The sequence below is a fragment of the Cypionkella sinensis genome (assembly GCF_042646385.1).
Lineage (GTDB): Bacteria > Pseudomonadota > Alphaproteobacteria > Rhodobacterales > Rhodobacteraceae > Cypionkella > Cypionkella sinensis.
Genome location: NZ_JBHRTO010000001.1, coordinates 484,680 through 503,428 on the forward strand (window position 1 = coordinate 484,680; position 18,749 = coordinate 503,428).

Genomic DNA, 18,749 nt, shown 5'->3' on the forward strand with positions numbered 1-18,749 from the left:
GCGGGGAAACGCGGTGCGTTTCCGGTTTCCGCCCGGATCACGGCGCATCCAAGCGCGTGACTATTGACCTAACTTAACGCTGGCCGCGCGCCATGAAGGCGAGGCGTTCGAACAGATGCACGTCCTGTTCGTTCTTCAAAAGTGCGCCGTGCAGTTTTGGCAAAGCGTGCTTGCCGTCGCGCTTGAGATCCTCGGGGGCAAGGTCTTCGGCCAGCAGCAGCTTGAGCCAATCCAGCACTTCACTGGTGGATGGCTTTTTCTTCAGACCCGGCGTTTCGCGAATTTCGAAGAATTGCGTCAGCGCAGTGGTCAGCAGCGCGGGTTTGATATCCGGGAAATGCACGCGCACGATGGCGGCCAGAACATCGGCGTCGGGAAAGCGGATGTAGTGAAAGAAACAGCGGCGCAGGAAGGCGTCGGGCAGCTCTTTTTCGTTGTTCGAGGTGATGATCACCACCGGGCGATGCGCGGCGCGCACGGTTTCGCCGGTTTCGTAGACATGAAACTCCATCCGGTCGAGTTCTTGCAGAAGGTCGTTGGGAAATTCGATGTCGGCCTTGTCGATCTCATCAATCAGCAAGACCACGCGGGCAGGAGCCTCGAACGCCTGCCACAGCTTGCCGCGGCGGATGTAGTTCGAGACATCATGCACCCGCGCCTCGCCAAGCTGGCTGTCGCGCAGGCGGCTGACGGCATCGTATTCGTAAAGGCCCTGCTGCGCCTTGGTTGTGGACTTCACGTGCCACTCAATCAGCGGCATGTCCAATGCCTGCGCCACCTGCCGCGCGAGTTCTGTCTTGCCGGTGCCAGGCTCGCCTTTTACCAGCAGCGGGCGCTGCAATGTCACCGCTGCATTGACCGCGATACGCAGATCATCGGCCACGACATAGCGGTCGGTTGTTGCAAATTTCATAGGAATCCCAAGCCAATGCAGAAAGGTCAGACAAACCCTAAAGCCCACGCGAATTTGTCGCAACCGCTAGTGACAATCCTTTCCGATTCCTTTAGATGCACGCCCATGCAGGAGCGCGCCATGACCACAGCCCACCTGGCAGCGCATCCTGAGAAAAGGGAGAGTGCTGCGATGAAAGCCGAAACCTTCTTGCCAGACGATTATCGTCCTGCCGAGGATGAGCCTTTCATGAACGACCGGCAGTTGGAGTATTTCCGCCGCAAGTTGATCACCTGGAAGCAAGAACTGCTGGGCCAATCCGCCGAGACCATCGACAATCTGCAAGACTCGGGCCGCAATGTGCCTGACATCGCCGACCGGGCTTCGGAGGAAACCGACCGCGCGCTGGAACTGCGCACCCGCGACCGTCAGCGCAAGCTGGTGTCCAAGATCGACGCGGCTTTGCGCCGGATTGATGCGGGCGAGTTTGGTTACTGCGAAATGACCGGCGAGCCGATCAGCCTCAAGCGGCTGGATGCGCGCCCCATCGCGACGATGACGCTGGAAGCGCAGGAAAAGCACGAGCGCCGCGAGAAGGTTCACCGCGACGATTGAGCCGCTTGCGGCCCAGACAGCAATACGAAACAGATAGCGCCGGGCCTTTGGGTCTGGCGTTTTCGTTTGGGGGAACAGCATGGCCATCGCGGGGCAGCAGATCACGGTGTTGGGCGCGGGTGTGGGCGGGTTGGCGGCTGCACTGGCACTGGCGCGGCAGGGGGCGGAGGTCACTGTGCTGGAGCAGGCTGATGCCATTCGCGAAATTGGCGCGGGGCTGCAAATCTCGCCCAATGGTGCGGCGGTGCTGCGGGACTTGGGGTTAGGGCCTGCGTTGGAGGCGGCATCCTTGCGGGCAGCCGCGGTGGAGTTGCGCGACGGGCGCGACGGCGGGCTGGTGCTGCGGCTGGATCTGGCGCGGCTGCGGCCGGGGCAGGGCTATCATTTCCTGCATCGCGCCGATCTGATTGATCTGTTGGCCAAGGCCGCGCGGGCGGCGGGGGTGCAGATCCGCCTGCTGCAAAAGATCGACAGCGTTGATCTGTCCGGCGCGCGCCCGCGCCTTGTCAGCGCATTGGGGGCGGAAAGCCAGCCCGCTTTGCTGATCGGGGCGGATGGGTTGCATTCGCACACGCGTGCGGCGCTGAATGGCAGGACCGCGCCGTTCTTTACCCGCCATGTTGCGTGGCGCTGTCTTATTCCGGCGGAGGCGGGTGCGCGGCCCGTGGCTGAAGTGCATATGGGCGCGGGGCGGCATCTGGTCAGCTATCCTTTGCGCGGGGGCAGTTTGCGCAACATTGTTGCCATTGAAGAACGCAGCGCTTGGGTCGAGGAAAGCTGGTCGTTGCGCGACGATTCGATGGAGATGAAGTTGGCCTTCGCCGATTTCAGCCCGCGTGTGCAGGGCTGGCTGGAGCAGGCGCAGGATGTTTATGTCTGGGGTCTGTTCCGCCATCCGGTTGCCGAGGTCTGGGGCAAGGTGCTGCCCGAGGGGGCTGTCGCCATTCTGGGCGATGCGGCGCATACGACGCTGCCATTCCTTGCGCAAGGTGCCTCGATGGCGCTGGAGGATGCGTGGCTGCTGGCTGACCGGCTGGCCAAGCTGCCGGTGGCAGAGGCGCTGTCGGCCTACCAAACCGCGCGCGCGCCGCGCTGTGCGCGGATCGTGGCTGCCGCCAATGGCAATGCGCGCGCCTACCATCTGTCAGGCCTGCAGCGCAGTATCGCCCATGCGGGTTTGCGTTTGGGCGGCATGATTGCGCCCAATCTGGCGCTGAAGCGGTTTGATTGGCTTTATGATTTCGATGTGACGCAGGGCTGAGGCGTTGAATGCCGAGGCAGGCTCTGTGGCCGGGGCTTTCTGTGACAGTTGTCGGAAGCCTCCGGCGGGAGTATTTAGGCCAAGATGAAGCCTAGCGCTCGCGCCACCAATCTTGCAGTTGCAGTTTCCAATAGGTCGCCTGTGCGGCGGCAAGGCCGAGGGGGCCGCCGGCCCAGTCGAGGCCGAAGCCTGAGAACAGATTCAGTCGGTCGGTTTCGCCAAGGATGCTTTCGGCCAGCACCTTGCCGGCAATCGCGGTGGTGTTCAGGCCGTGGCCGCCAAACGCCGTGATGTGCCAAGTCTGCGGGGCCATCGCGCCGACCTGTGGCATCAGGTGGCGGGCGTAGCCCATCTGGCCTGACCAGCTGAGTTCGGTTTTCAGGCTTGCCAGTTGCGGATAGGCCCCGATCATCTCACGCCGCAACTCTTGCGCGACCCCTTCCGAGGAAGCGGCGCGGGTGGTGATGCGGCCGCCCCAGAGCAGGCGGTTGCCGCCCTCGATCACGCGGTAGTAATCCGAGGCGCGGCGGTCATCGAGGATCGCCTCGGTCGTGCGGATCGCCGAGGCGATCAGATCGGGGGCGACTTCGGAGACCATCATATAGGTGGCAATCGGCAGCACGGCGCGTTTCAGGCGCGGCACGAGGCCATCGGTGTAGCCGCCGGTGGCAAAGACCACGCGCGGGGCGCGGGCCTCGCCCTGTGCGGTCTTGATGCGTTTTTCCGCCGCCGTGAACTGGGCTTGGGTGGCGGGGGAGTTTTCAAAGATGCGCCCGCCGCGGCGTTCAAATTCGGCAGCCAGACCGCGAACGTAATTCAAAGGGTGGATGTGGAAGGCTTGTGCATCGGCGAGGCCGTGAAAATAGCGGGTGCTGACCAGCCGTTCGCGGATGGCGGCACGGTCGAGGTAGGTCAGTTCGTAGCCGAAATCCTCGGCAAATTCGGCGGCATAGGCGTGCAGATCGTCGGCGCGGTCAAAGCGGCGCAGGTTCAACAGGCCTGAAATCGGGTCGGCCCCAGTGATGCCGAGATCGTTTATGTAGCCGCGCACGCGCGCCACACCTTCGATGGTCAGCTTGTGCAGGGCGCGGGCCTTGTCGTGGCCGACGCGTGCGGCGATGGCGTCACTGCCGCAGGCGAAGGCGGGCGAGACGATGCCGCCGTTGCGCCCCGATGCGCCCCAGCCGACCGCGCGCGCCTCGATCACCACGGGTTTCAGGCCACCGCGCGCGAGTTCCAGTGCGGTGACAAGGCCCGCGAGGCCAGCGCCGACCACGATCACATCGGCCTCGACGACGCCCTGCAGCGCCGGGCGGGCGCGGGTTTCGGTCAGGGTTTGGGCGTAGTAGGTCGCGGGGTAGGGCAGGGGCATGGCAGGTTCCTTCAGGCTGGATTGGTTGTTGCGCCGCTGCTTGGGGGTGTCAATCGGGGTTGATGCAGCAATATTGCCAATGCCTTGGGCAAAATGTCAGGTTAAAGCGGGTGGCGTCGGCGCTATGATTTCTGTTGCTTTCAGGCGGGCATGCGGTAGCGTTTTGCCATTGGTTTTTGATGCTCTGCCATTCTTCGCCTGCCATTTCACCCAAGTTGCAAAGGCAATCCGATGTTGCGTTTCCTGGCTTTGATCGCATTGGCAGGCTGTGGTGCTGCTCGCTACGCCGACGCCCCTGCGGGCAGGCTGAGCGGCACGGTGCTGGTGATGTGGGTGGGGGAGACGCAGGGTGGTGAGGGCGATGGCCGGTTCGTTTATGTGCCGTCGGCGACGCCATTACAGTTTCATCGCACTAATGCGGATGCCACGCTGACCACGATCACGCCTGAGATGATGTATACCGATGGCGGCTCGATCCCGGCGATGGCGCAGGTGTTCAAGGGCTTTTCGCCCTGGGGCTATGCGCCTGCCTATATCGTGCATGACTGGCTGTTTGTGGCGCGCAAATGCGTCAATGACGGGATGGCTGACCCGGAGCAGGCCAAGGTGGCGCAGATGCCGTTTGCCGAATCTGCTGATGTGGCGGCAGAGGTGATCAAGACGCTGATCAACACCAACACAGTGGCCCCGAATGATGTGGCGCCGGGGTTGATTACGTCGGCAGTGGCGGGGCCGATTGCGCGAGAGCGGTGGAACCAGAAGGGGGCGTGTGCGGCCGCTGTGGTCAGCGAGGCACATCAGGAGATGATCAAGCGCGCGCTGGCCGCGCCTGCACGTGCGCGGATGGTTCAGCGCGGTGCGGGCGGGCCGGTGGCGCAGGTGGTGCAGGTGATTGACTTTGGCCCGCCGTAGGGGGGCGACATGCGCGCTGTTTGATGCGCTTAGGCTTCCGGCGGAGATAGAAAAAGCATCGCGTTTTTCCGCCCGCTTGGACGGTTTGTTTCTGTAGTCGTTTCACCGAGAAACCCACTGAGGACAATGCCCGACCCGGCGGGCGAGAAGCGCCCGCCATGGCTGCGTCGGGCGCTGGCCGGGCCTTTGAGGCCCGGCGGTATCAGCGGCCCCTGCACCGCTTGGCGAAGGCGGTGGCCTTCGCCAGATCGTCCAAAATGAGCGTCGATTGGCCTTGGCGTGCGTCAGGCCGCAAGCTCGATCCAGACTGGCACGTGATCGGACGGCTTTTCCCCTGCGCGCACCTGTTTGTCGATCTGGGTATCTTGCAGCAGATCGGCGGCTTGCGGTGACAGCAGCAGATGGTCGATGCGGATGCCGTTGTTCCGCTCCCACGCGCCGGCCTGATAATCCCAGAACGAATATTGGCCGGGCGATTGGTTGCGGGTGCGGAAGGCTTCGGTCAGGCCGAGGTTCAACAGACGGCGGAAGGCGGCGCGGCTTTGTGGCAGATAGAGCGCGTCCTCTGTCCACAGTTCGGGCCGGGCGGCGTCAATGGCTTGCGGGATCACGTTGTAATCGCCGCAGAACACCAAGGGTTCTTCCAGCGGCAGCAAGCTTTCAACGCGCGCCTGCATTCGCGCCATCCATGCCAGTTTGTAATCATACTTCGGCCCCGGCGCGGGGTTTCCGTTGGGCAGATAGAGGCCGCAGACCCGCACCGCCTTCTGCCCGATCACCGTGGCTTCGATCCAGCGGGCGTGTTCATCGGTATCGTCGCCGGGCAAGCCGCGCGTGACATCCTCGAGCGGGAGTTTCGACAGGATCGCCACGCCGTTAAAGCTTTTCTGGCCGTGGGTTTCCACGCGGTAGCCCATGCTTTCGAACAGCTCGCGCGGGAAGCCTTCATCCACCGATTTGATTTCCTGCAGGCAGACCACATCGGGTTCGGCCGCTTGCAGCCAAGCGGGCAAAGCCTCGATCCGGGCCTTGATGCCGTTGATGTTGAAGGTGGCGATTTTCATGGTGGCCTCCGGGTTCATGCCCCAGTCTTAGGCCGAGCGGTCACGGCAAACAAGCCAGCCAAAGCGCATCCAGCGCGTCTATTTCGGCGGTGTCATAGGCCGAGAGATCTTCCCAATAGCGGCCAGAGGGGGCGAAATAGGCCAGTTCCGCCTCGCGCGATTGGGCGGCGGCGACGCGGGCGGGATCGAAGGTCAGCGGGCGTGCGGTGGGCATGTCAGTGAGGGTCACGCGCGGGCAGAGCAGGCGCGAGGGGCCGGAGGAGAGGTTGACCACAGCGCAGCCCTGCTGCGCTGCCAGCACCATCAGGCGGACCGATTTGGCCTCGAGACTGCGCAGGGTGATGTCGGGGCGGAGGGGGTCTGGGGTGCCCTGCCCGTAGAAATGCGTTTGACCGGGCGGGTAGTGCATGTCGCAGCCGAAGGCAGCCAGCACGCGGGGCTTCAGCGCATCCAAGGCCCAGTAGGCGGCGGTGTAGGCCATGGTGGCGCCTGCGTAGACAAAGCCGCCGTAGCGATTCTGGGCGGGGACAAAATCGGCCTCTGTCACCAGCGTCTGACCCGGCGCAGGCACGGGCACGCGGGCGGCATCAAAATCCCACGGGTAGATCGCGTAATCCCAATCGGAGCGCACACGCCATGCGTTGTTGATGGCCAGAACCTTGTCAAAGCCACGCGGCCAGCTTGCCGCTTCGACAGCCATCGGGGCGGAGCCCAGCATCAGCACAGTTGTCATCTTACCCCCAAGGTCAGGGGCGAAAGTTAGATCAGCCGAGCCGATAATCCAGCGTTAAATCGAAAACGACGTGCCACAGCCGCAGGCGCTGGCGACGTTCGGGTTTTCGATCACAAAGCGCGCGCCGATCAGCTCTTCGGAAAAATCAATCACCGCATTGGCCAGAAACGGCAGCGAGATTTGATCGACCAGCACCGCCTGGCCATCGCCTTCGATCACCAGATCATCGGCTGCGGCCTCATCCAGTTTGATGTCGTACTGAAAGCCCGAGCAGCCGCCGCCTTCGACCGCCACGCGCAACGCCTTCTTTTCGCCGGTCATTTCGGCAATTTCCGCCAAACGCGCGAAAGCACGGGCGGTGACGCGGGGGGGCAGGTTCAATTCCATGGCATTTCTCTGTCCATTGGCGGTTGAATCCGAATATAGGGGAAGCGAGTGCATTGAACAAGAACGGCCCAAACGAGATTGACACCTATGCTTGCCCCTTTCGCCTGCCAACCCGACCAATCCCGTGGCCGCCTGCATCCCGAGCGTATGTCGTCGTTCCGCTCGCCGTTTCAGCGGGATCGCGACCGGATCATCCATTCCAGCGCGTTCCGGCGGCTGAAGCACAAGACGCAGGTGTTTGTCGAACATGAGGGCGATTATTACCGCACGCGGTTGACCCACTCGATTGAGGTCGCGCAGGTGGCACGGACGATTTCGGGCGTGCTGGGGCTGAACACTGATCTCGCCGAGGCGATTGCGCTGGCGCATGATCTGGGCCACACGCCGTTTGGCCACACGGGTGAGGATGCCTTGGCGCTGCTGATGGCGCCTTACGGTGGGTTTGATCACAATGCGCAGGCTTTGCGGATCGTGACACGGTTGGAGCGGCACTATGCCGATTTTGACGGGCTGAACCTGACGTGGGAAAGCCTTGAGGGCATTGCCAAGCATAACGGCCCCGTCACCGGGCCGAACGCGGATGAGAAACACGCAGGGCCGTTGCCCTACGCGCTGGCCGAAGTGAATGCGCAGTGGGATCTGGAGTTGCACACCCATGCCTCGGCTGAGGCACAGGTGGCGGCGATTGCCGATGACGTGGCCTATTCGCACCATGATCTGCATGATGGGCTGCGATCCGGTCTGTTCGACGAGAATGATTTGATGGAGTTGCCCGTCACTGGCCCTGCGTTTGCCGAGGTGGATGCGCTGTATCCGGGGCTGGAAAAGATGCGCCGCCGTCATGAGGCGCTGCGCCGGGTGTTTGGCCGCATGGTCGAGGATGTGATCGCGGTGGCAAAGAACCGGCTGGATGCCGCCAATCCGCAGTCGGTCGAAGAAATTCGCGCGATGGGGATGACGATCATCCGGTTTTCCAAACCGCTTTATCAGGAACTGAAAGCCATCCGCAGCTTTCTGTTTCACCGGATGTATCGCGCGCCCTCAGTGGTGGTGATGCGCAAAGAGGTGACAGAGGTGGTGAACGGGTTGTTCCCGCTGTATCTGGCGCAGCCCGAAATGCTGCCCGACGAATGGCGCGCCGATATTGCGGCTGCGCAGTCGGAAACCGAACTCGCGCGGTTGGTGGCCGATTATGTGGCGGGGATGACGGATCGGTTCGCGTTGCAGGAAGGCCAAAGGCTGCTGGGGTGAAGTCGGGCGGAAACAGGAAACGCATCGCGTTTCCCCGCCCGCGTGGGCGGTGTGACCCTGTAAACAGTGTCGTGATAAACCCTGTGAGGCCAGCGCCCGACCCGGCGGGCGAGAAGCGCCCGCCATCGGCGGGTCGGGCGCTGGCCGGGCCTTTGAGGCCCGGCGGTTTCAGCGGAACTTGAACCGCATGGCGAAGGCGATGGCCTTCGCCAGATCGCGCGACACCAAGTTTAACGGCTTGCCTTGCGTGGCCGCAGCGCAGGTCAGATCGCCAGTTGCTGCCCCAGCTCCACCACACGGTTTGACGGCAGGCAGTAGAACGCCGTCGCATCCGAGGCCGATTTGGTCATCGAGATGAATACGCGTTCCTGCCAGAACGGCAGGCCGTGGTTGCGGGCCGAGCGGAAGGTTCGGCGGTTCAGGAAGAACGAGGTTGCCATGATGTCGAACTTCTCTCCCCGGCGGCGCGCCAAGGCCAGCGCGCGCGGCACGTTCGGGGTTTCCATATAGCCAAACATCAGCCGGATGCGCAGGAAATTGTCGGAAAGCCTCTCGAGCGTGATGCGGTTTTCGTCGTTGACTTTCGGTGTGGTGGCAACGCCCACGGTGACGATGAAGTTCTGGCTGTGCAGCACCCGATTGTGCTTGAGGTTGTGCAGCAGGGCAGATGGCGCGGTGTCGGGGTCTTGGGTCAGGAATACCGCGGTGCCGGGCACTTCGATCGGATGCGATTTCTCCAGCATCTTGATCAGCTTGGTCAACTCCACCGCCGAATCATGCGCCTTGCGTTGCACGTGCGCCGTGCCGCGCACCCAAGTCCAGATCAGGAAACACGAGGTCGCCGCCATCAGCACCGGCACATAACCGCCATCGGGCAGCTTGATCAGGTTGGCCGACAGGAACATCAGCTCGATACTGAAAATCGGCAGCAGCACGGCCACAACGCCCCAGAGCGGCCATTTCCACGCCTTGCGGAACACGATCGACGCGAGGATCGTGGTGATCACCATGTCGCCCGTCACCGCGATGCCATAGGCCGAGGCAAGGTTCGACGACGACCCAAAGGCCACAACCAGACAAAGCACACCCACCATCAGGATCAAATTGACCTTGGGCAGATAGATCTGACCCAACTGGGTTTCCGAGGTGTGGCGGATTTCAAACCGTGGCAGCAGGCCCATTTGCACGGCCTGGTGCATCATCGAGAACGCGCCCGAGATCACGGCTTGGCTGGCGATGATGGTGGCAGCCACCGACAGCAGCACCAAGGGCAGCAGCAGGAAATCCGGGGCCATCAGGAAGAACGGGTTTTCAGCGGTTTCGGGGTGCGACAGCACCAGTGCGCCTTGGCCAAGATAAGACAGTGTCAGCGCCGGAAACACCAGAAACGCCCAAGCCAGACGGATCGGCTTGCGGCCAAAATGCCCCATATCGGCATAAAGCGCCTCGCCCCCCGTCACCGCCAGAAACACCGAGCCCAGCACGAAGAACGACGCAGTGCCATTGGTGACCAGGAAGCCAGCGGCATGCACCGGGTTGAACGCGGTCAGGATGCTCAGATCATCGCTGAGATGATAGATCCCCATCACCGCCATCACCACAAACCACGCCACCATGATCGGGCCAAACAAGATCGACACCCGCTCGGTGCCTTGGCTTTGGAACAGGAACAGCCCCAGGATGATCGCCAACGTCAGCGGCAACACGAACGGCCCCAGCGAGGGGGCGACAAGATCGAGACCTTCCACTGCCGACAGCACCGACATTGCCGGTGTGATCATCGCATCGCCAAAAAACAGCGAAATCCCCACCACACCGATCGCCAGCAACCAGCCGGGGCGCTTTTTCAATGCGGTTTGCACCAAGGCCACCAGCGACAGCGTGCCGCCTTCGCCTTTGTTGTCGGCCCGCATGATCAATGCCACGTATTTCAGCGTCACGATCAGGATCAGCGTCCAGATCAGCAGCGAGATCACCCCGATCACATCGTCGCGAGTCAGCCCGTCGTAACTGGCGGCGTGCAGCGATTCTCGCATAGCGTAAAGCGGCGAGGTGCCGATATCGCCATAGACGACGCCAATGCAGCCAAGCACCAGTTTCCCCAGGTTTTGTGGGGCGTGATGCTCGGGGTGTTGCGGGATTGGCGTCGGGTTGGCAGCCCGATCGGTGGTTTCGTTTGGTGGGTTCATAACCTTCGCCGGAAACTCTTGCAGACCTGCTGACTATACCGACTGAGGCTAAAGGTCCAGCACTAGACGCAGCGGCATGGCGCGACGCTGCGGCATCTGGTGGCTGAAAGGGCAGGGGGGCAGGCGGTCAGGGCGCCAGAAGCTTGGTGAACAAGGTTTGCAGAAAATCGCCGGCCTCGCGGAAGGGATCATGCCCCGGCCCCAGAACGGCGCGCACCTGCACGTCAAAATCAGCGTAATGCTGGGTCATTGCCCAAATCGAAAAGATCAAATGCACCGGCGGAAGTTTGGCAATACGGCCCTGATCCATCCATGCCTGCAACACCGCCGCTTTTTCATCGACCAGCGTTTTGAGATCGCCCTCGATCACCTCGCGCATGCGCGGTGCGCCTTGCAACATCTCATTGGCGAACAAGCGACTTTCGCGGGGGAAATCGCGCGACAATTCCAGCTTGTGGCGGACATAGGCCATGATCTCGGCAACAGGCTCGCCCTCGGGATTCATTGCGCGCAACGGATCCAGCCAAGTGTGCAGCAACTGGTTCAGCAGGGCCTTGTGCACAGCCTCTTTGGACGGGAAATAATACAGCAGGTTGGGCTTTGACAGCCCCGCCACTTCGGCAATCTGATCCAGTGTCGCGCCGCGAAAGCCCTGCTGCGAGAACACATCCAGCGCCGCATCCAGAATGGTGGTCGAGTTGCGCGCCTGTATCCGGGTTCGGGGTTTGCTCATTGCCTCGGCCGCCATTTGCATCTTGGGGGGCTCAGGTGACGTATTCTTTGGCAGATTGTAAACCCCAATCGGCGCAAGGCTTGACGCAAGCGCGCGGTAGTCTTCGGGCAAGCGACATTCACCTCTGATAATCTGGCGGAGGCCATCGCCTTCGCCATGCGGTGCAGGGGTCGCTGAAACCGCCGGGCCCCAAAGGCCCGGCCAGCGCCCGACCCGCCAATGGCGGGCGCTTCTCGCCCGCCGGGTCGGGCACTGGCCTTATTCGGTTTCTGGGTGACATGACTTCAGTGGCAAACCGTCCGCACGGGCGGGGAAACGCGGTGCGTTTCCTGTCTCCGCCCGCCTCTCCGCCACAACCTGGGCACATGCTTGCGCGGGAATGTCGATTAGCTTTAGGGTTGGAGCGCAAAACTTGCTGCGAAGGGAACCCGCATGCGCCCCCAATGCACCGCCACCCAACTGGTTGATGATGATCGCGTGCGGGTCACGCGGTTTGAGTTTGCGCCGGGGGCGGAGACCGGCTGGCATCGGCACAGCATGGATTACGTGATCACCGCGATCACCGATTGTCACATGCTGCTGGAGGAACCGGGCGGTGGCACGCGGCAGGTGATGGTGCCCGCAGGCACGGCTTATCGCCGCACCGAAGGGGTCGAGCATAACGTGATCAACGATGGCGATCAGGTGATGCGCTTTGTCGAGATTGAGCTGAAGTAGCCGTCAGCCCGCCAGCAGCGCCTGCATGGCTGCCACGACCAGCGCGTGATCTTCGGCCTGCGGCAGGCCCGAGACAGTGGCGCAGGCCACCACCCCCACGCACGTCACACGGATTGGCACAGCGCCGCCGTGGTCGGCATAATCAGCCTCTGACAGTCCATTGCGGGCCAGAGTGTGGCCGTTCTCGCGGTTGCGCGCGCCGACGAGGAATGACGGCAGTTGAAACAGCAGCGCGGTATTGCTTTTGCGCCGCGCCCAGAGATCGTTCAGCGGGGCTGAGCCGGGCAGGGCGGCGTGAAAGAACACCCGGTCTGCGCTGCGGATGTTGATCACAATCGGCGCGCTGCCGGCCAGTTCCACCAGCTTTTGCCCCAAGACCCAAGCCTCGGCCTCGGCAAAGCGGGGGAAGGTCAGGCGGGCGTATTCGGCCTCGAGTGCTGCGGCGGTGGTCATGTCAGGCTCCGGTCAGAATTGATCAGCCATCCGGTCGGGCAGCCGGTAGGTCTTGCGGTTGTGCAGGCGGTCGTGCCGCCAGATGCCAGCCTCGGCGTCATGGTGCCAACTGTCAATGATGCGACGGCGTTGCCAGCCAAAGCTGAAGTCATTCTCCAAGGGCGGGCCTGCATCGACGAAGCTTTGCAGAAAATCGGTCATGTCCTGCGCGCCCTTTAACCAGCCCGCGCCCGCCACTTCGGCCCCTTTGGCGGCCCCCGGCTGCATCATCGCCTGACGGCTGGCCTGGCGGCCCCGCAGCATGTCGTGATCGACAAAGCGCAAATGAAACAGGAACAGCGCCGGATCCAGGTTCAGCGTGGGATAGTCGGCATAGTGCCCGCCAATGCTCCAGTTGATCGGGCGGGCGGTGATGCAGGGCTTGCAATAGCTGGCGTTGATGCGGCCAAAGCGGCGCTGCGCAAGGATCGGGTGGGCAGGGTCTAGCGGATCGGGTTCCAGATCAATGCGGTGCAGCATTTCGATGGCGAAGGGAGAGAGCACACCTGCCTCGCGCGCCTGCCCGATATGGCCCAGCAGATTGCCGCCCTGCGCCGGGTCGGCCAGCAAAATCTCGTCCACATCGTTGAACACAACCACGCCAAAGCGCTGCAACAGCGCGTTGGTGAACAGCGAAATCATCCGCCAGCGCGCCACATCCCAGCCGGGACCGGGGGTGACGCTGGGCAGGCGGATCACCTGACAGCCTTCAGCCTCGGGCGGGATCACGCGGTGCAGTCCGTCGACCAGAATGAACAACTGCGCCTTCGGCACGATGCGGGCGTAGTAGTTGATCCAGATCGGAAGAAACACCGGCTCGTCGCCGACCATCGTGGCAAAGGCAATGTCGCAGGCCTGCGGTTCCATGGCTTAACGCCGCCCGTCCGTGCGCAGGGCTTCGGGCATCCTGTCGACATACTGCCCCGGCAGATCACCCGAGATCACCCCACGCGCCACCAGCGCATCAAGGCAATACAACACCAGCGAATGGCTGTGGAACACGCCTGCGCCCAGGATTGCCTGATGCTTCAACTGCTCATCACTGTAGTGCGCCAGTTCGGCGATGTTGCGCAGATAGACGCCATCGCCGTCAATCAACTGATCTTGCAGCTTTTTCGCCTTCAGCCGCCGCGCTTGGGAATTGGTCAGCATATAGGCTTTGTTGAACATGAATTTGTGCAGGTAAAACCCTTGGCGACGCAGTTCATTGTCCACCCCGCCCAGCATCGGCTCGCCGTGGTAAAGCCGCATGTAGCGCAATTCGACCATGACCGAGATGCAGCCCTGCAACACCCGCTCGGCCCCCTGAAACACCAGATTTTCCGCGCCCTGAATGTCGATCTTCAGCAGGTCGAATTCGGGCAAGTCGGGGGTGTCATCCAGCGCCACCGTCTCCATCGCGGTGGTTTCGCGCACGCGCGCCATGCCCATCTCATTGATCATCGCCATGGTCGGCACGTATGGGTCAAAGATTGAGGTCATGCCCGAGGATTTGTAGATCCGCAGCTTGAGCGTTTCCCCGGTGCCGACGGCGAAGGGAAAATAGGTCTCATCCGGGCCTTTGTTCTTTTGCAGATCGGCAAAGGCAGCGGCCTGTGGCTCAAACCCCACCACCTTGCAGCCGCCGATGCGCAGCAATTCGGCATAGTCTGGCGCATTGATCGGGTTCGCGCCGACATCGACGATCGTGGTCTTGCGAGCCGGGGCCAGCGCCGCGATCAGCCAAGTCAGGGTGTTCACCGGAGTTTCGCTGTCTTGTCCGTCCATCACGCCGCACCGTTTCCAATAGGGATACAATCCCCCCGATATGTGCGAGAAACGTTAAGACGGCAAGAAAAACCGCTCAGATCGCACCGATGCCGCGCAGGATCATCGCCTTGACGCTGTCCTTCGCCTCACGCCACTGGGTGTCGGTCAGCGGGCCGCCGTTCAGGGTTTCGATCTGATGACCGAAATCCGCGTAATGCTGGGTGGCGGCCCAGAGCATATAGAGCAGGTGATCGGGGTTCACCGGGGCCATCTTGCCCGCATCAATCCAGCCTTGGATCAGTGCCGCGCGACCTGCTGTCCAATCGCGCAGGGTGGTTTCCAAATAATCCTGAATAACCGGCGCACCGTGCATCACTTCTGACGCCCAAACTTTTGAGCCATCAGGATGCCGGCGCGAAATTTCCATCTTGGCGTCGATATAGGCGCCGATGCCTTCAACCGGGCCGGGGGCGTTATCCATGCTTTCCGCGGCATGCAGCCAGATGTCGAAGATGTTCGACACCACCTTGCGGTAAAGTTCTTCCTTGGTGGCGAAGTAGTAATGCAGGTTGGCCTTGGGCAATCCGGCCACATCGGCAATCAATTGCATGGTCGCGCCGCCAAAGCCCGCCTCGGCAAAGACTTTCTCGGCTGCCTGTAAAATCAGCGCTTCGTTCTGTTGCCGTATCTCGTTGCGCCGCAATGGGCGAAGGGCTTCGGACATTGCACTTGAGCCTTCAGATTTTTGTTGACCGCTTGGTCAGGTTGTATCAGCCTTTGACTTGACCATACGGTCAGGAAAAGATTCGCAGCAAGCGAGATCTGGGGCAACGTCCCCACAGGGAGTTCACGATGACGATTGGCGCAAATCAGCGGATCAATTCAGCACGCCTATGGGACAGCCTTGATGCGATGGCGCAGATCGGCCCAGGCGTGGCGGGCGGGAACAATCGCCAGACGCTGACCGATGCTGACAGCGCGGGACGCCATTTGTTCGCGGATTGGTGCAAGGCCGCAGGCATGACCATGGGCGTTGACACCATGGGCAACATGTTTGCCACCCGGGCGGGTACGGACCCTGATGCGCTGCCGGTTTATATGGGTTCGCATCTGGATACCCAACCCACCGGGGGCCGTTATGACGGCGTGTTGGGCGTGCTGGGCGCGTTGGAGGTGGTGCGCAGCTTGAACGACATGAACATCCAAACCCGCCACCCGATCGTGGTGACGAACTGGACAAATGAGGAGGGCGCGCGCTTTGCCCCCGCGATGCTGGCGAGTGGCGTGTTCGCTGGCCTGCACACGCAGGACTATGCCTATGCGCGCACCGATATGGATGGTCTGCGTTTTGGCGACGAATTGGCGCGCATCGGCTGGGTGGGCGATGAGGTGGTCGGTGCCCGCAAGATGCACGCGATGTTGGAATTGCACATCGAGCAGGGGCCTATTCTAGAGGCTGAGGGCCGCGAAATCGGCGTCGTCACCCATGGCCAAGGCCTGTGGTGGCTGGAAATCACCCTGACGGGCCGCGATGCCCATACGGGATCGACGCCGATGAATATGCGGGTGAACGCAGGCCTGGGCATGGCGCGGATCACCGAGCGCGTGCATCAGATCGCCATGGGCCACCAACCGGGGGCCGTGGGGGCGGTGGGGCAGGTCAAGGTTTTTCCCAATAGCCGCAACGTGATACCGGGCAAGGTGATCTTCACCGTCGACATCCGCTCTCCCGATCAAACCAAGCTGGATCTGATGCGCGGCGAAGTCGAACGCGCCGCCTATGCGGTTGCGAACGAGTTGGGGCTTGGCTGTTCCATCGAGGCAGCCGGCCATTTCGACCCGGTGACGTTTGATCCGGGCCTTGTGAACATTGTCCGCCAAAGTGCTGAAAAGTTGGGCTATTCCCATATGGACATCATCAGCGGCGCAGGCCACGACGCCTGCTGGATCAACCGCGTCGCCCCCACCGTGATGGTGATGTGCCCCTGCGTCGGGGGCTTGAGCCACAACGAGGCTGAGGAAATCTCCCCGGAATGGGCGACAGCCGGGACGGATGTGCTGCTGCACGCAGTGCTGGAAGTGGCGGGGGTGGTGGGGTGAGCCATTGTCCCAAATCCGACGCCGCCCCGGACTTGATCCGGGGCCTCGACCCGAAGGGCGCATCCGATGGGGTATTTCGTCTACATCATGGGCTCGCGCCCCGGCGGAGCGCTTTACACCGGCTCCACCAACAACCTGCGCCGCCGCGTCGAAGAACACCGCGCAAAACTGCAAGTTGGTCATACGGCCAAATACAACATCACCCATCTCTATTGGTTCGAAGAATGGCCAACTTACCACGAGGCCTTGGAGCGCGAGTTGCGGATCAAGGGCTGGAAGCGTGCGTGGAAAGACAAGCTGATACTGGATGCAAACCCGGAATGGCGCGACGTTTCTGCCGATTTTCCGTTCTAAGCAATGAGGCGAGGCCCCGGATCAAGTCCGGGGCGGCGTGGGGTGGATTGAGGAGTTGCGCAAAATGACCACAGTCATCAAAAACGGCACCATCGTTACCGCTGATCTGACCTACAAGGCCGATGTCCTGATCGACCAAGGCAAGATCATCGAGATCGGCGCGAACCTGAAAGGCGACCGCACCCTCGACGCCACCGGGGCTTACGTGATGCCCGGCGGGATTGATCCGCATACGCATCTGGAGATGCCCTTCATGGGCACCTACTCGGCGGATGATTTCGAATCCGGCACGCGGGCGGCGCTGGCGGGCGGCACCACGATGGTGGTCGATTTCGTGCTGCCGGGGCAGGGGCAGGGGCTGATGGATGCAGCGCAAATGTGGCACAACAAATCCACCCGCGCGAATTGCGACTATTCCTATCACATGGCGATCACCTGGTGGGGCCAAAAGGTGTGGGAGGATATGGAGGCGTCGGTCAAGGCGGGCATGACCTCCTTCAAGCATTTCATGGCCTACAAGGGCGCGTTGATGGTCAACGATGATGAAATGTATCAATCTTTCAAACGGGTTGGCGATTTGGGCGGCCTCGCCATGGTCCATGCCGAAAACGGCGATGTCGTCGCTGAACTGACCGCGAAACTTCTGGCCGAGGGCAACGTAGGCCCCGAAGCCCACGCGTATTCCCGCCCGCCGCAGGTGGAAGGTGAGGCCACCAACCGCGCCATCATGATCGCCGATATGGCAGGCGTGCCGCTTTATGTTGTCCATACGTCCTGCGAGGATGCGCACGAGGCGATCCGTCGGGCGCGGCTGGCAGGCAAGCGCGTCTGGGGCGAGCCGCTGATCCAGCATCTGACGTTGGACGAAAGCGAATACCAAAACCCCGATTGGGACCACGCCGCCCGCCGCGTGATGTCGCCGCCGTTCCGCAACAAACTGCATCAGGATAGCCTGTGGGCGGGCCTGCAATCGGGGTCTTTGTCGGTGGTCGCCACCGACCATTGCGCCTTTACCACCGAACAGAAGCGCTACGGTGTCGGCAATTTCTCCAAAATCCCGAATGGCACTGGCGGGCTAGAGGATCGGATGCCGATGCTGTGGACTTACGGCGTCGCCACCGGCCGCCTGACGCCGAATGAATTTGTTGCCGTCACCTCGACCAACATCGCGAAAATCCTGAACTGCTACCCGCAGAAGGGTGCTGTTCTGGTTGGAGCCGACGCCGATCTGGTGGTGTGGGACCCGGAAAAGTCGAAAACCATCGGCGCGGCCAATCAGCAATCCGCGATTGATTACAACGTGTTCGAGGGCAAAACGGTAAAGGGCCTCCCCCGCTACACCCTGTCGCGTGGCGTGGTGTCGGTGGACGATGGCGAGATCAAAACCCGCGAAGGCCACGGCAAATTCATCGCCCGCGAGGCGCGTCCAGCGGTGAACCGCGCGCTGAGTGCCTGGAAGGATTTGACCGCACCACGCCCGGTGGCCCGCTCAGGCGTGCCTGTGACGGGGGTGTGATGCGGTTCTTCGCCCATATGTCCGCAATCTTTGTCGCCGGGGTCGTTATATTGACGGGCACTGAGACGATTTTGCAGGGGCCGATGGGCTTACTCTCTGGATTTGGCAAATCCGTCGGCGGATTCTTGATTTGGCTAATTCTTGGCCTTGTCAGTGCGCCTTTCGGTCTGCTTTTGCGCCACCTAATGGGGAAACTACTGTTCCCTCCGTTCTACGTTGCGATTGTCACAGGGGTAGGTATTGGCTGGATGCTGATTCCGATCATGAATCCTGCGATGGCACCGCCTCTCACATTTGCAAGCCATCCGTTTGGACTGCTGATCGTCTATACTCTTGCTGGAGGATTGGGCGGGTTGGTTTGGCATTGCATCGAATTCAAGAAAGATCCCCCCCCGCATGTTTGACGTTACTG

The 18,749-nt window shown here is 61.9% G+C and carries 20 protein-coding genes; 9 read left to right on the plus strand and 11 right to left on the minus strand.

The features are described 5' to 3' along the window. Positions 1-73: 73 nt before the first annotated feature. Positions 74-913 (minus strand): AAA family ATPase, encoded by an 840-nt coding sequence (locus ACFOGH_RS02390; RefSeq protein WP_380071452.1) that lies wholly within the window; start codon positions 911-913, stop codon positions 74-76. A gap of 171 nt (positions 914-1,084) precedes the next feature. Here ACFOGH_RS02390 and dksA point away from each other — a divergent pair, with 171 nt between their 5' ends. Both dksA and ACFOGH_RS02400 read left to right on the plus strand, forming a co-directional pair. Next, entirely contained in the window at positions 1,085-1,507 is a 423-nt protein-coding gene (dksA, locus tag ACFOGH_RS02395; RefSeq protein WP_380073952.1) for an RNA polymerase-binding protein DksA, read from the plus strand. 79 nt (positions 1,508-1,586) lie between these two features. Continuing rightward, positions 1,587-2,768 carry an FAD-dependent monooxygenase gene (locus ACFOGH_RS02400; RefSeq protein WP_380071453.1) on the plus strand — a complete coding sequence of 394 codons (1,182 nt, stop codon included), beginning with the start codon at positions 1,587-1,589 and terminating at the stop codon, positions 2,766-2,768. Between the two features lie 91 nt (positions 2,769-2,859). Here ACFOGH_RS02400 and ACFOGH_RS02405 read toward each other — a convergent pair whose 3' ends face one another. Continuing rightward, positions 2,860-4,140, minus strand: a complete 1,281-nt coding sequence (locus tag ACFOGH_RS02405) for an NAD(P)/FAD-dependent oxidoreductase (protein ID WP_380071454.1) — start codon at positions 4,138-4,140, stop codon at positions 2,860-2,862. A 231-nt stretch (positions 4,141-4,371) separates the two neighbouring features. Here ACFOGH_RS02405 and ACFOGH_RS02410 point away from each other — a divergent pair, with 231 nt between their 5' ends. Next, the gene (locus ACFOGH_RS02410) at positions 4,372-5,052 is read left to right on the plus strand and encodes a hypothetical protein (RefSeq protein WP_380071455.1); all 681 of its coding nucleotides are present in this window, start codon (positions 4,372-4,374) and stop codon (positions 5,050-5,052) included. 284 nt (positions 5,053-5,336) lie between these two features. Here the strand turns inward: ACFOGH_RS02410 and xth are convergent, their stop codons facing one another. From xth to ACFOGH_RS02425, 3 genes are read right to left on the minus strand one after another with little or no spacing between them, the layout of a single operon-like run. Next, positions 5,337-6,116: an exodeoxyribonuclease III gene (gene xth / locus ACFOGH_RS02415; RefSeq protein WP_380071456.1), complete on the minus strand. Its 780-nt coding sequence runs from the start codon at positions 6,114-6,116 to the stop codon at positions 5,337-5,339. 40 nt (positions 6,117-6,156) lie between these two features. After that, a complete protein-coding gene (locus ACFOGH_RS02420) occupies positions 6,157-6,849 on the minus strand; it encodes a hypothetical protein (RefSeq protein WP_380071457.1) in 693 nt (230 codons plus the stop codon). A 54-nt stretch (positions 6,850-6,903) separates the two neighbouring features. Then, on the minus strand, positions 6,904-7,230 hold the full coding sequence (locus ACFOGH_RS02425) for a HesB/IscA family protein (protein ID WP_380073953.1): 327 nt from the start codon (positions 7,228-7,230) through the stop codon (positions 6,904-6,906). Positions 7,231-7,323: 93 nt separating this feature from the next. On the opposite strand from ACFOGH_RS02425, the gene ACFOGH_RS02430 reads away from it, so the two are divergent. Then, entirely contained in the window at positions 7,324-8,487 is a 1,164-nt protein-coding gene (locus tag ACFOGH_RS02430) for a deoxyguanosinetriphosphate triphosphohydrolase (protein ID WP_380071458.1), read from the plus strand. Between the two features lie 263 nt (positions 8,488-8,750). Here the strand turns inward: ACFOGH_RS02430 and ACFOGH_RS02435 are convergent, their stop codons facing one another. Both ACFOGH_RS02435 and ACFOGH_RS02440 read right to left on the minus strand, forming a co-directional pair. Beyond that, complete coding sequence (locus ACFOGH_RS02435) at positions 8,751-10,676, minus strand: potassium transporter Kup (protein WP_380071459.1); 1,926 nt, start codon at positions 10,674-10,676, stop codon at positions 8,751-8,753. Between the two features lie 127 nt (positions 10,677-10,803). Next, positions 10,804-11,409, minus strand: coding sequence for a TetR family transcriptional regulator C-terminal domain-containing protein (locus ACFOGH_RS02440; protein ID WP_380071460.1), 606 nt, complete (start codon positions 11,407-11,409; stop codon positions 10,804-10,806). A gap of 432 nt (positions 11,410-11,841) precedes the next feature. Here ACFOGH_RS02440 and ACFOGH_RS02445 point away from each other — a divergent pair, with 432 nt between their 5' ends. Next, positions 11,842-12,126 (plus strand): cupin domain-containing protein, encoded by a 285-nt coding sequence (locus ACFOGH_RS02445; RefSeq protein WP_380071461.1) that lies wholly within the window; start codon positions 11,842-11,844, stop codon positions 12,124-12,126. Between the two features lie 3 nt (positions 12,127-12,129). Here ACFOGH_RS02445 and ACFOGH_RS02450 read toward each other — a convergent pair whose 3' ends face one another. From ACFOGH_RS02450 to ACFOGH_RS02465, 4 genes are all read right to left on the minus strand, one after another. Next, entirely contained in the window at positions 12,130-12,579 is a 450-nt protein-coding gene (locus ACFOGH_RS02450; RefSeq protein ID WP_380071462.1) for a heme-degrading domain-containing protein, read from the minus strand. Between the two features lie 12 nt (positions 12,580-12,591). After that, positions 12,592-13,485, minus strand: coding sequence for a hypothetical protein (locus ACFOGH_RS02455; protein WP_380071463.1), 894 nt, complete (start codon positions 13,483-13,485; stop codon positions 12,592-12,594). A 3-nt stretch (positions 13,486-13,488) separates the two neighbouring features. After that, positions 13,489-14,385, minus strand: a complete 897-nt coding sequence (locus ACFOGH_RS02460; protein ID WP_380071464.1) for an FkbM family methyltransferase — start codon at positions 14,383-14,385, stop codon at positions 13,489-13,491. A 76-nt stretch (positions 14,386-14,461) separates the two neighbouring features. Continuing rightward, positions 14,462-15,091 carry a TetR/AcrR family transcriptional regulator gene (locus ACFOGH_RS02465; RefSeq protein ID WP_380071465.1) on the minus strand — a complete coding sequence of 210 codons (630 nt, stop codon included), beginning with the start codon at positions 15,089-15,091 and terminating at the stop codon, positions 14,462-14,464. A gap of 128 nt (positions 15,092-15,219) precedes the next feature. Here ACFOGH_RS02465 and ACFOGH_RS02470 point away from each other — a divergent pair, with 128 nt between their 5' ends. The 4 genes from ACFOGH_RS02470 (at position 15,220) to ACFOGH_RS02485 (ending at position 18,741) form a co-directional block, all read left to right on the plus strand. Continuing rightward, positions 15,220-16,467, plus strand: a complete 1,248-nt coding sequence (locus ACFOGH_RS02470; protein WP_380071466.1) for a Zn-dependent hydrolase — start codon at positions 15,220-15,222, stop codon at positions 16,465-16,467. Between the two features lie 66 nt (positions 16,468-16,533). Then, a complete protein-coding gene (locus ACFOGH_RS02475; RefSeq protein ID WP_380071467.1) occupies positions 16,534-16,821 on the plus strand; it encodes a GIY-YIG nuclease family protein in 288 nt (95 codons plus the stop codon). Between the two features lie 64 nt (positions 16,822-16,885). After that, positions 16,886-18,337 (plus strand): dihydropyrimidinase, encoded by a 1,452-nt coding sequence (gene hydA, locus ACFOGH_RS02480; protein ID WP_380071468.1) that lies wholly within the window; start codon positions 16,886-16,888, stop codon positions 18,335-18,337. Beyond that, positions 18,337-18,741 carry a hypothetical protein gene (locus ACFOGH_RS02485; RefSeq protein WP_380071469.1) on the plus strand — a complete coding sequence of 135 codons (405 nt, stop codon included), beginning with the start codon at positions 18,337-18,339 and terminating at the stop codon, positions 18,739-18,741. Before hydA ends, ACFOGH_RS02485 begins: the two co-directional genes overlap by 1 nt. Positions 18,742-18,749: the final 8 nt, after the last annotated feature.

What these genes read in the sequence shown, in the direction of transcription:
- ACFOGH_RS02390 (WP_380071452.1), bottom strand. Translation starts at nt 913, where the DNA reads ATGAAATTTGCAACAACCGACCGCTATGTCGTGGCCGATGATCTGCGT.
- dksA (WP_380073952.1), top strand. Translation starts at nt 1,085, where the DNA reads ATGAAAGCCGAAACCTTCTTGCCAGACGATTATCGTCCTGCCGAGGAT.
- ACFOGH_RS02400 (WP_380071453.1), top strand. Translation starts at nt 1,587, where the DNA reads ATGGCCATCGCGGGGCAGCAGATCACGGTGTTGGGCGCGGGTGTGGGC.
- ACFOGH_RS02405 (WP_380071454.1), bottom strand. Translation starts at nt 4,140, where the DNA reads ATGCCCCTGCCCTACCCCGCGACCTACTACGCCCAAACCCTGACCGAA.
- ACFOGH_RS02410 (WP_380071455.1), top strand. Translation starts at nt 4,372, where the DNA reads ATGTTGCGTTTCCTGGCTTTGATCGCATTGGCAGGCTGTGGTGCTGCT.
- xth (WP_380071456.1), bottom strand. Translation starts at nt 6,116, where the DNA reads ATGAAAATCGCCACCTTCAACATCAACGGCATCAAGGCCCGGATCGAG.
- ACFOGH_RS02420 (WP_380071457.1), bottom strand. Translation starts at nt 6,849, where the DNA reads ATGACAACTGTGCTGATGCTGGGCTCCGCCCCGATGGCTGTCGAAGCG.
- ACFOGH_RS02430 (WP_380071458.1), top strand. Translation starts at nt 7,324, where the DNA reads ATGCTTGCCCCTTTCGCCTGCCAACCCGACCAATCCCGTGGCCGCCTG.
- ACFOGH_RS02435 (WP_380071459.1), bottom strand. Translation starts at nt 10,676, where the DNA reads ATGAACCCACCAAACGAAACCACCGATCGGGCTGCCAACCCGACGCCA.
- ACFOGH_RS02440 (WP_380071460.1), bottom strand. Translation starts at nt 11,409, where the DNA reads ATGAGCAAACCCCGAACCCGGATACAGGCGCGCAACTCGACCACCATT.
- ACFOGH_RS02445 (WP_380071461.1), top strand. Translation starts at nt 11,842, where the DNA reads ATGCGCCCCCAATGCACCGCCACCCAACTGGTTGATGATGATCGCGTG.
- ACFOGH_RS02450 (WP_380071462.1), bottom strand. Translation starts at nt 12,579, where the DNA reads ATGACCACCGCCGCAGCACTCGAGGCCGAATACGCCCGCCTGACCTTC.
- ACFOGH_RS02455 (WP_380071463.1), bottom strand. Translation starts at nt 13,485, where the DNA reads ATGGAACCGCAGGCCTGCGACATTGCCTTTGCCACGATGGTCGGCGAC.
- ACFOGH_RS02460 (WP_380071464.1), bottom strand. Translation starts at nt 14,385, where the DNA reads ATGGACGGACAAGACAGCGAAACTCCGGTGAACACCCTGACTTGGCTG.
- ACFOGH_RS02465 (WP_380071465.1), bottom strand. Translation starts at nt 15,091, where the DNA reads ATGTCCGAAGCCCTTCGCCCATTGCGGCGCAACGAGATACGGCAACAG.
- ACFOGH_RS02470 (WP_380071466.1), top strand. Translation starts at nt 15,220, where the DNA reads ATGACGATTGGCGCAAATCAGCGGATCAATTCAGCACGCCTATGGGAC.
- ACFOGH_RS02475 (WP_380071467.1), top strand. Translation starts at nt 16,534, where the DNA reads ATGGGGTATTTCGTCTACATCATGGGCTCGCGCCCCGGCGGAGCGCTT.
- hydA (WP_380071468.1), top strand. Translation starts at nt 16,886, where the DNA reads ATGACCACAGTCATCAAAAACGGCACCATCGTTACCGCTGATCTGACC.
- ACFOGH_RS02485 (WP_380071469.1), top strand. Translation starts at nt 18,337, where the DNA reads ATGCGGTTCTTCGCCCATATGTCCGCAATCTTTGTCGCCGGGGTCGTT.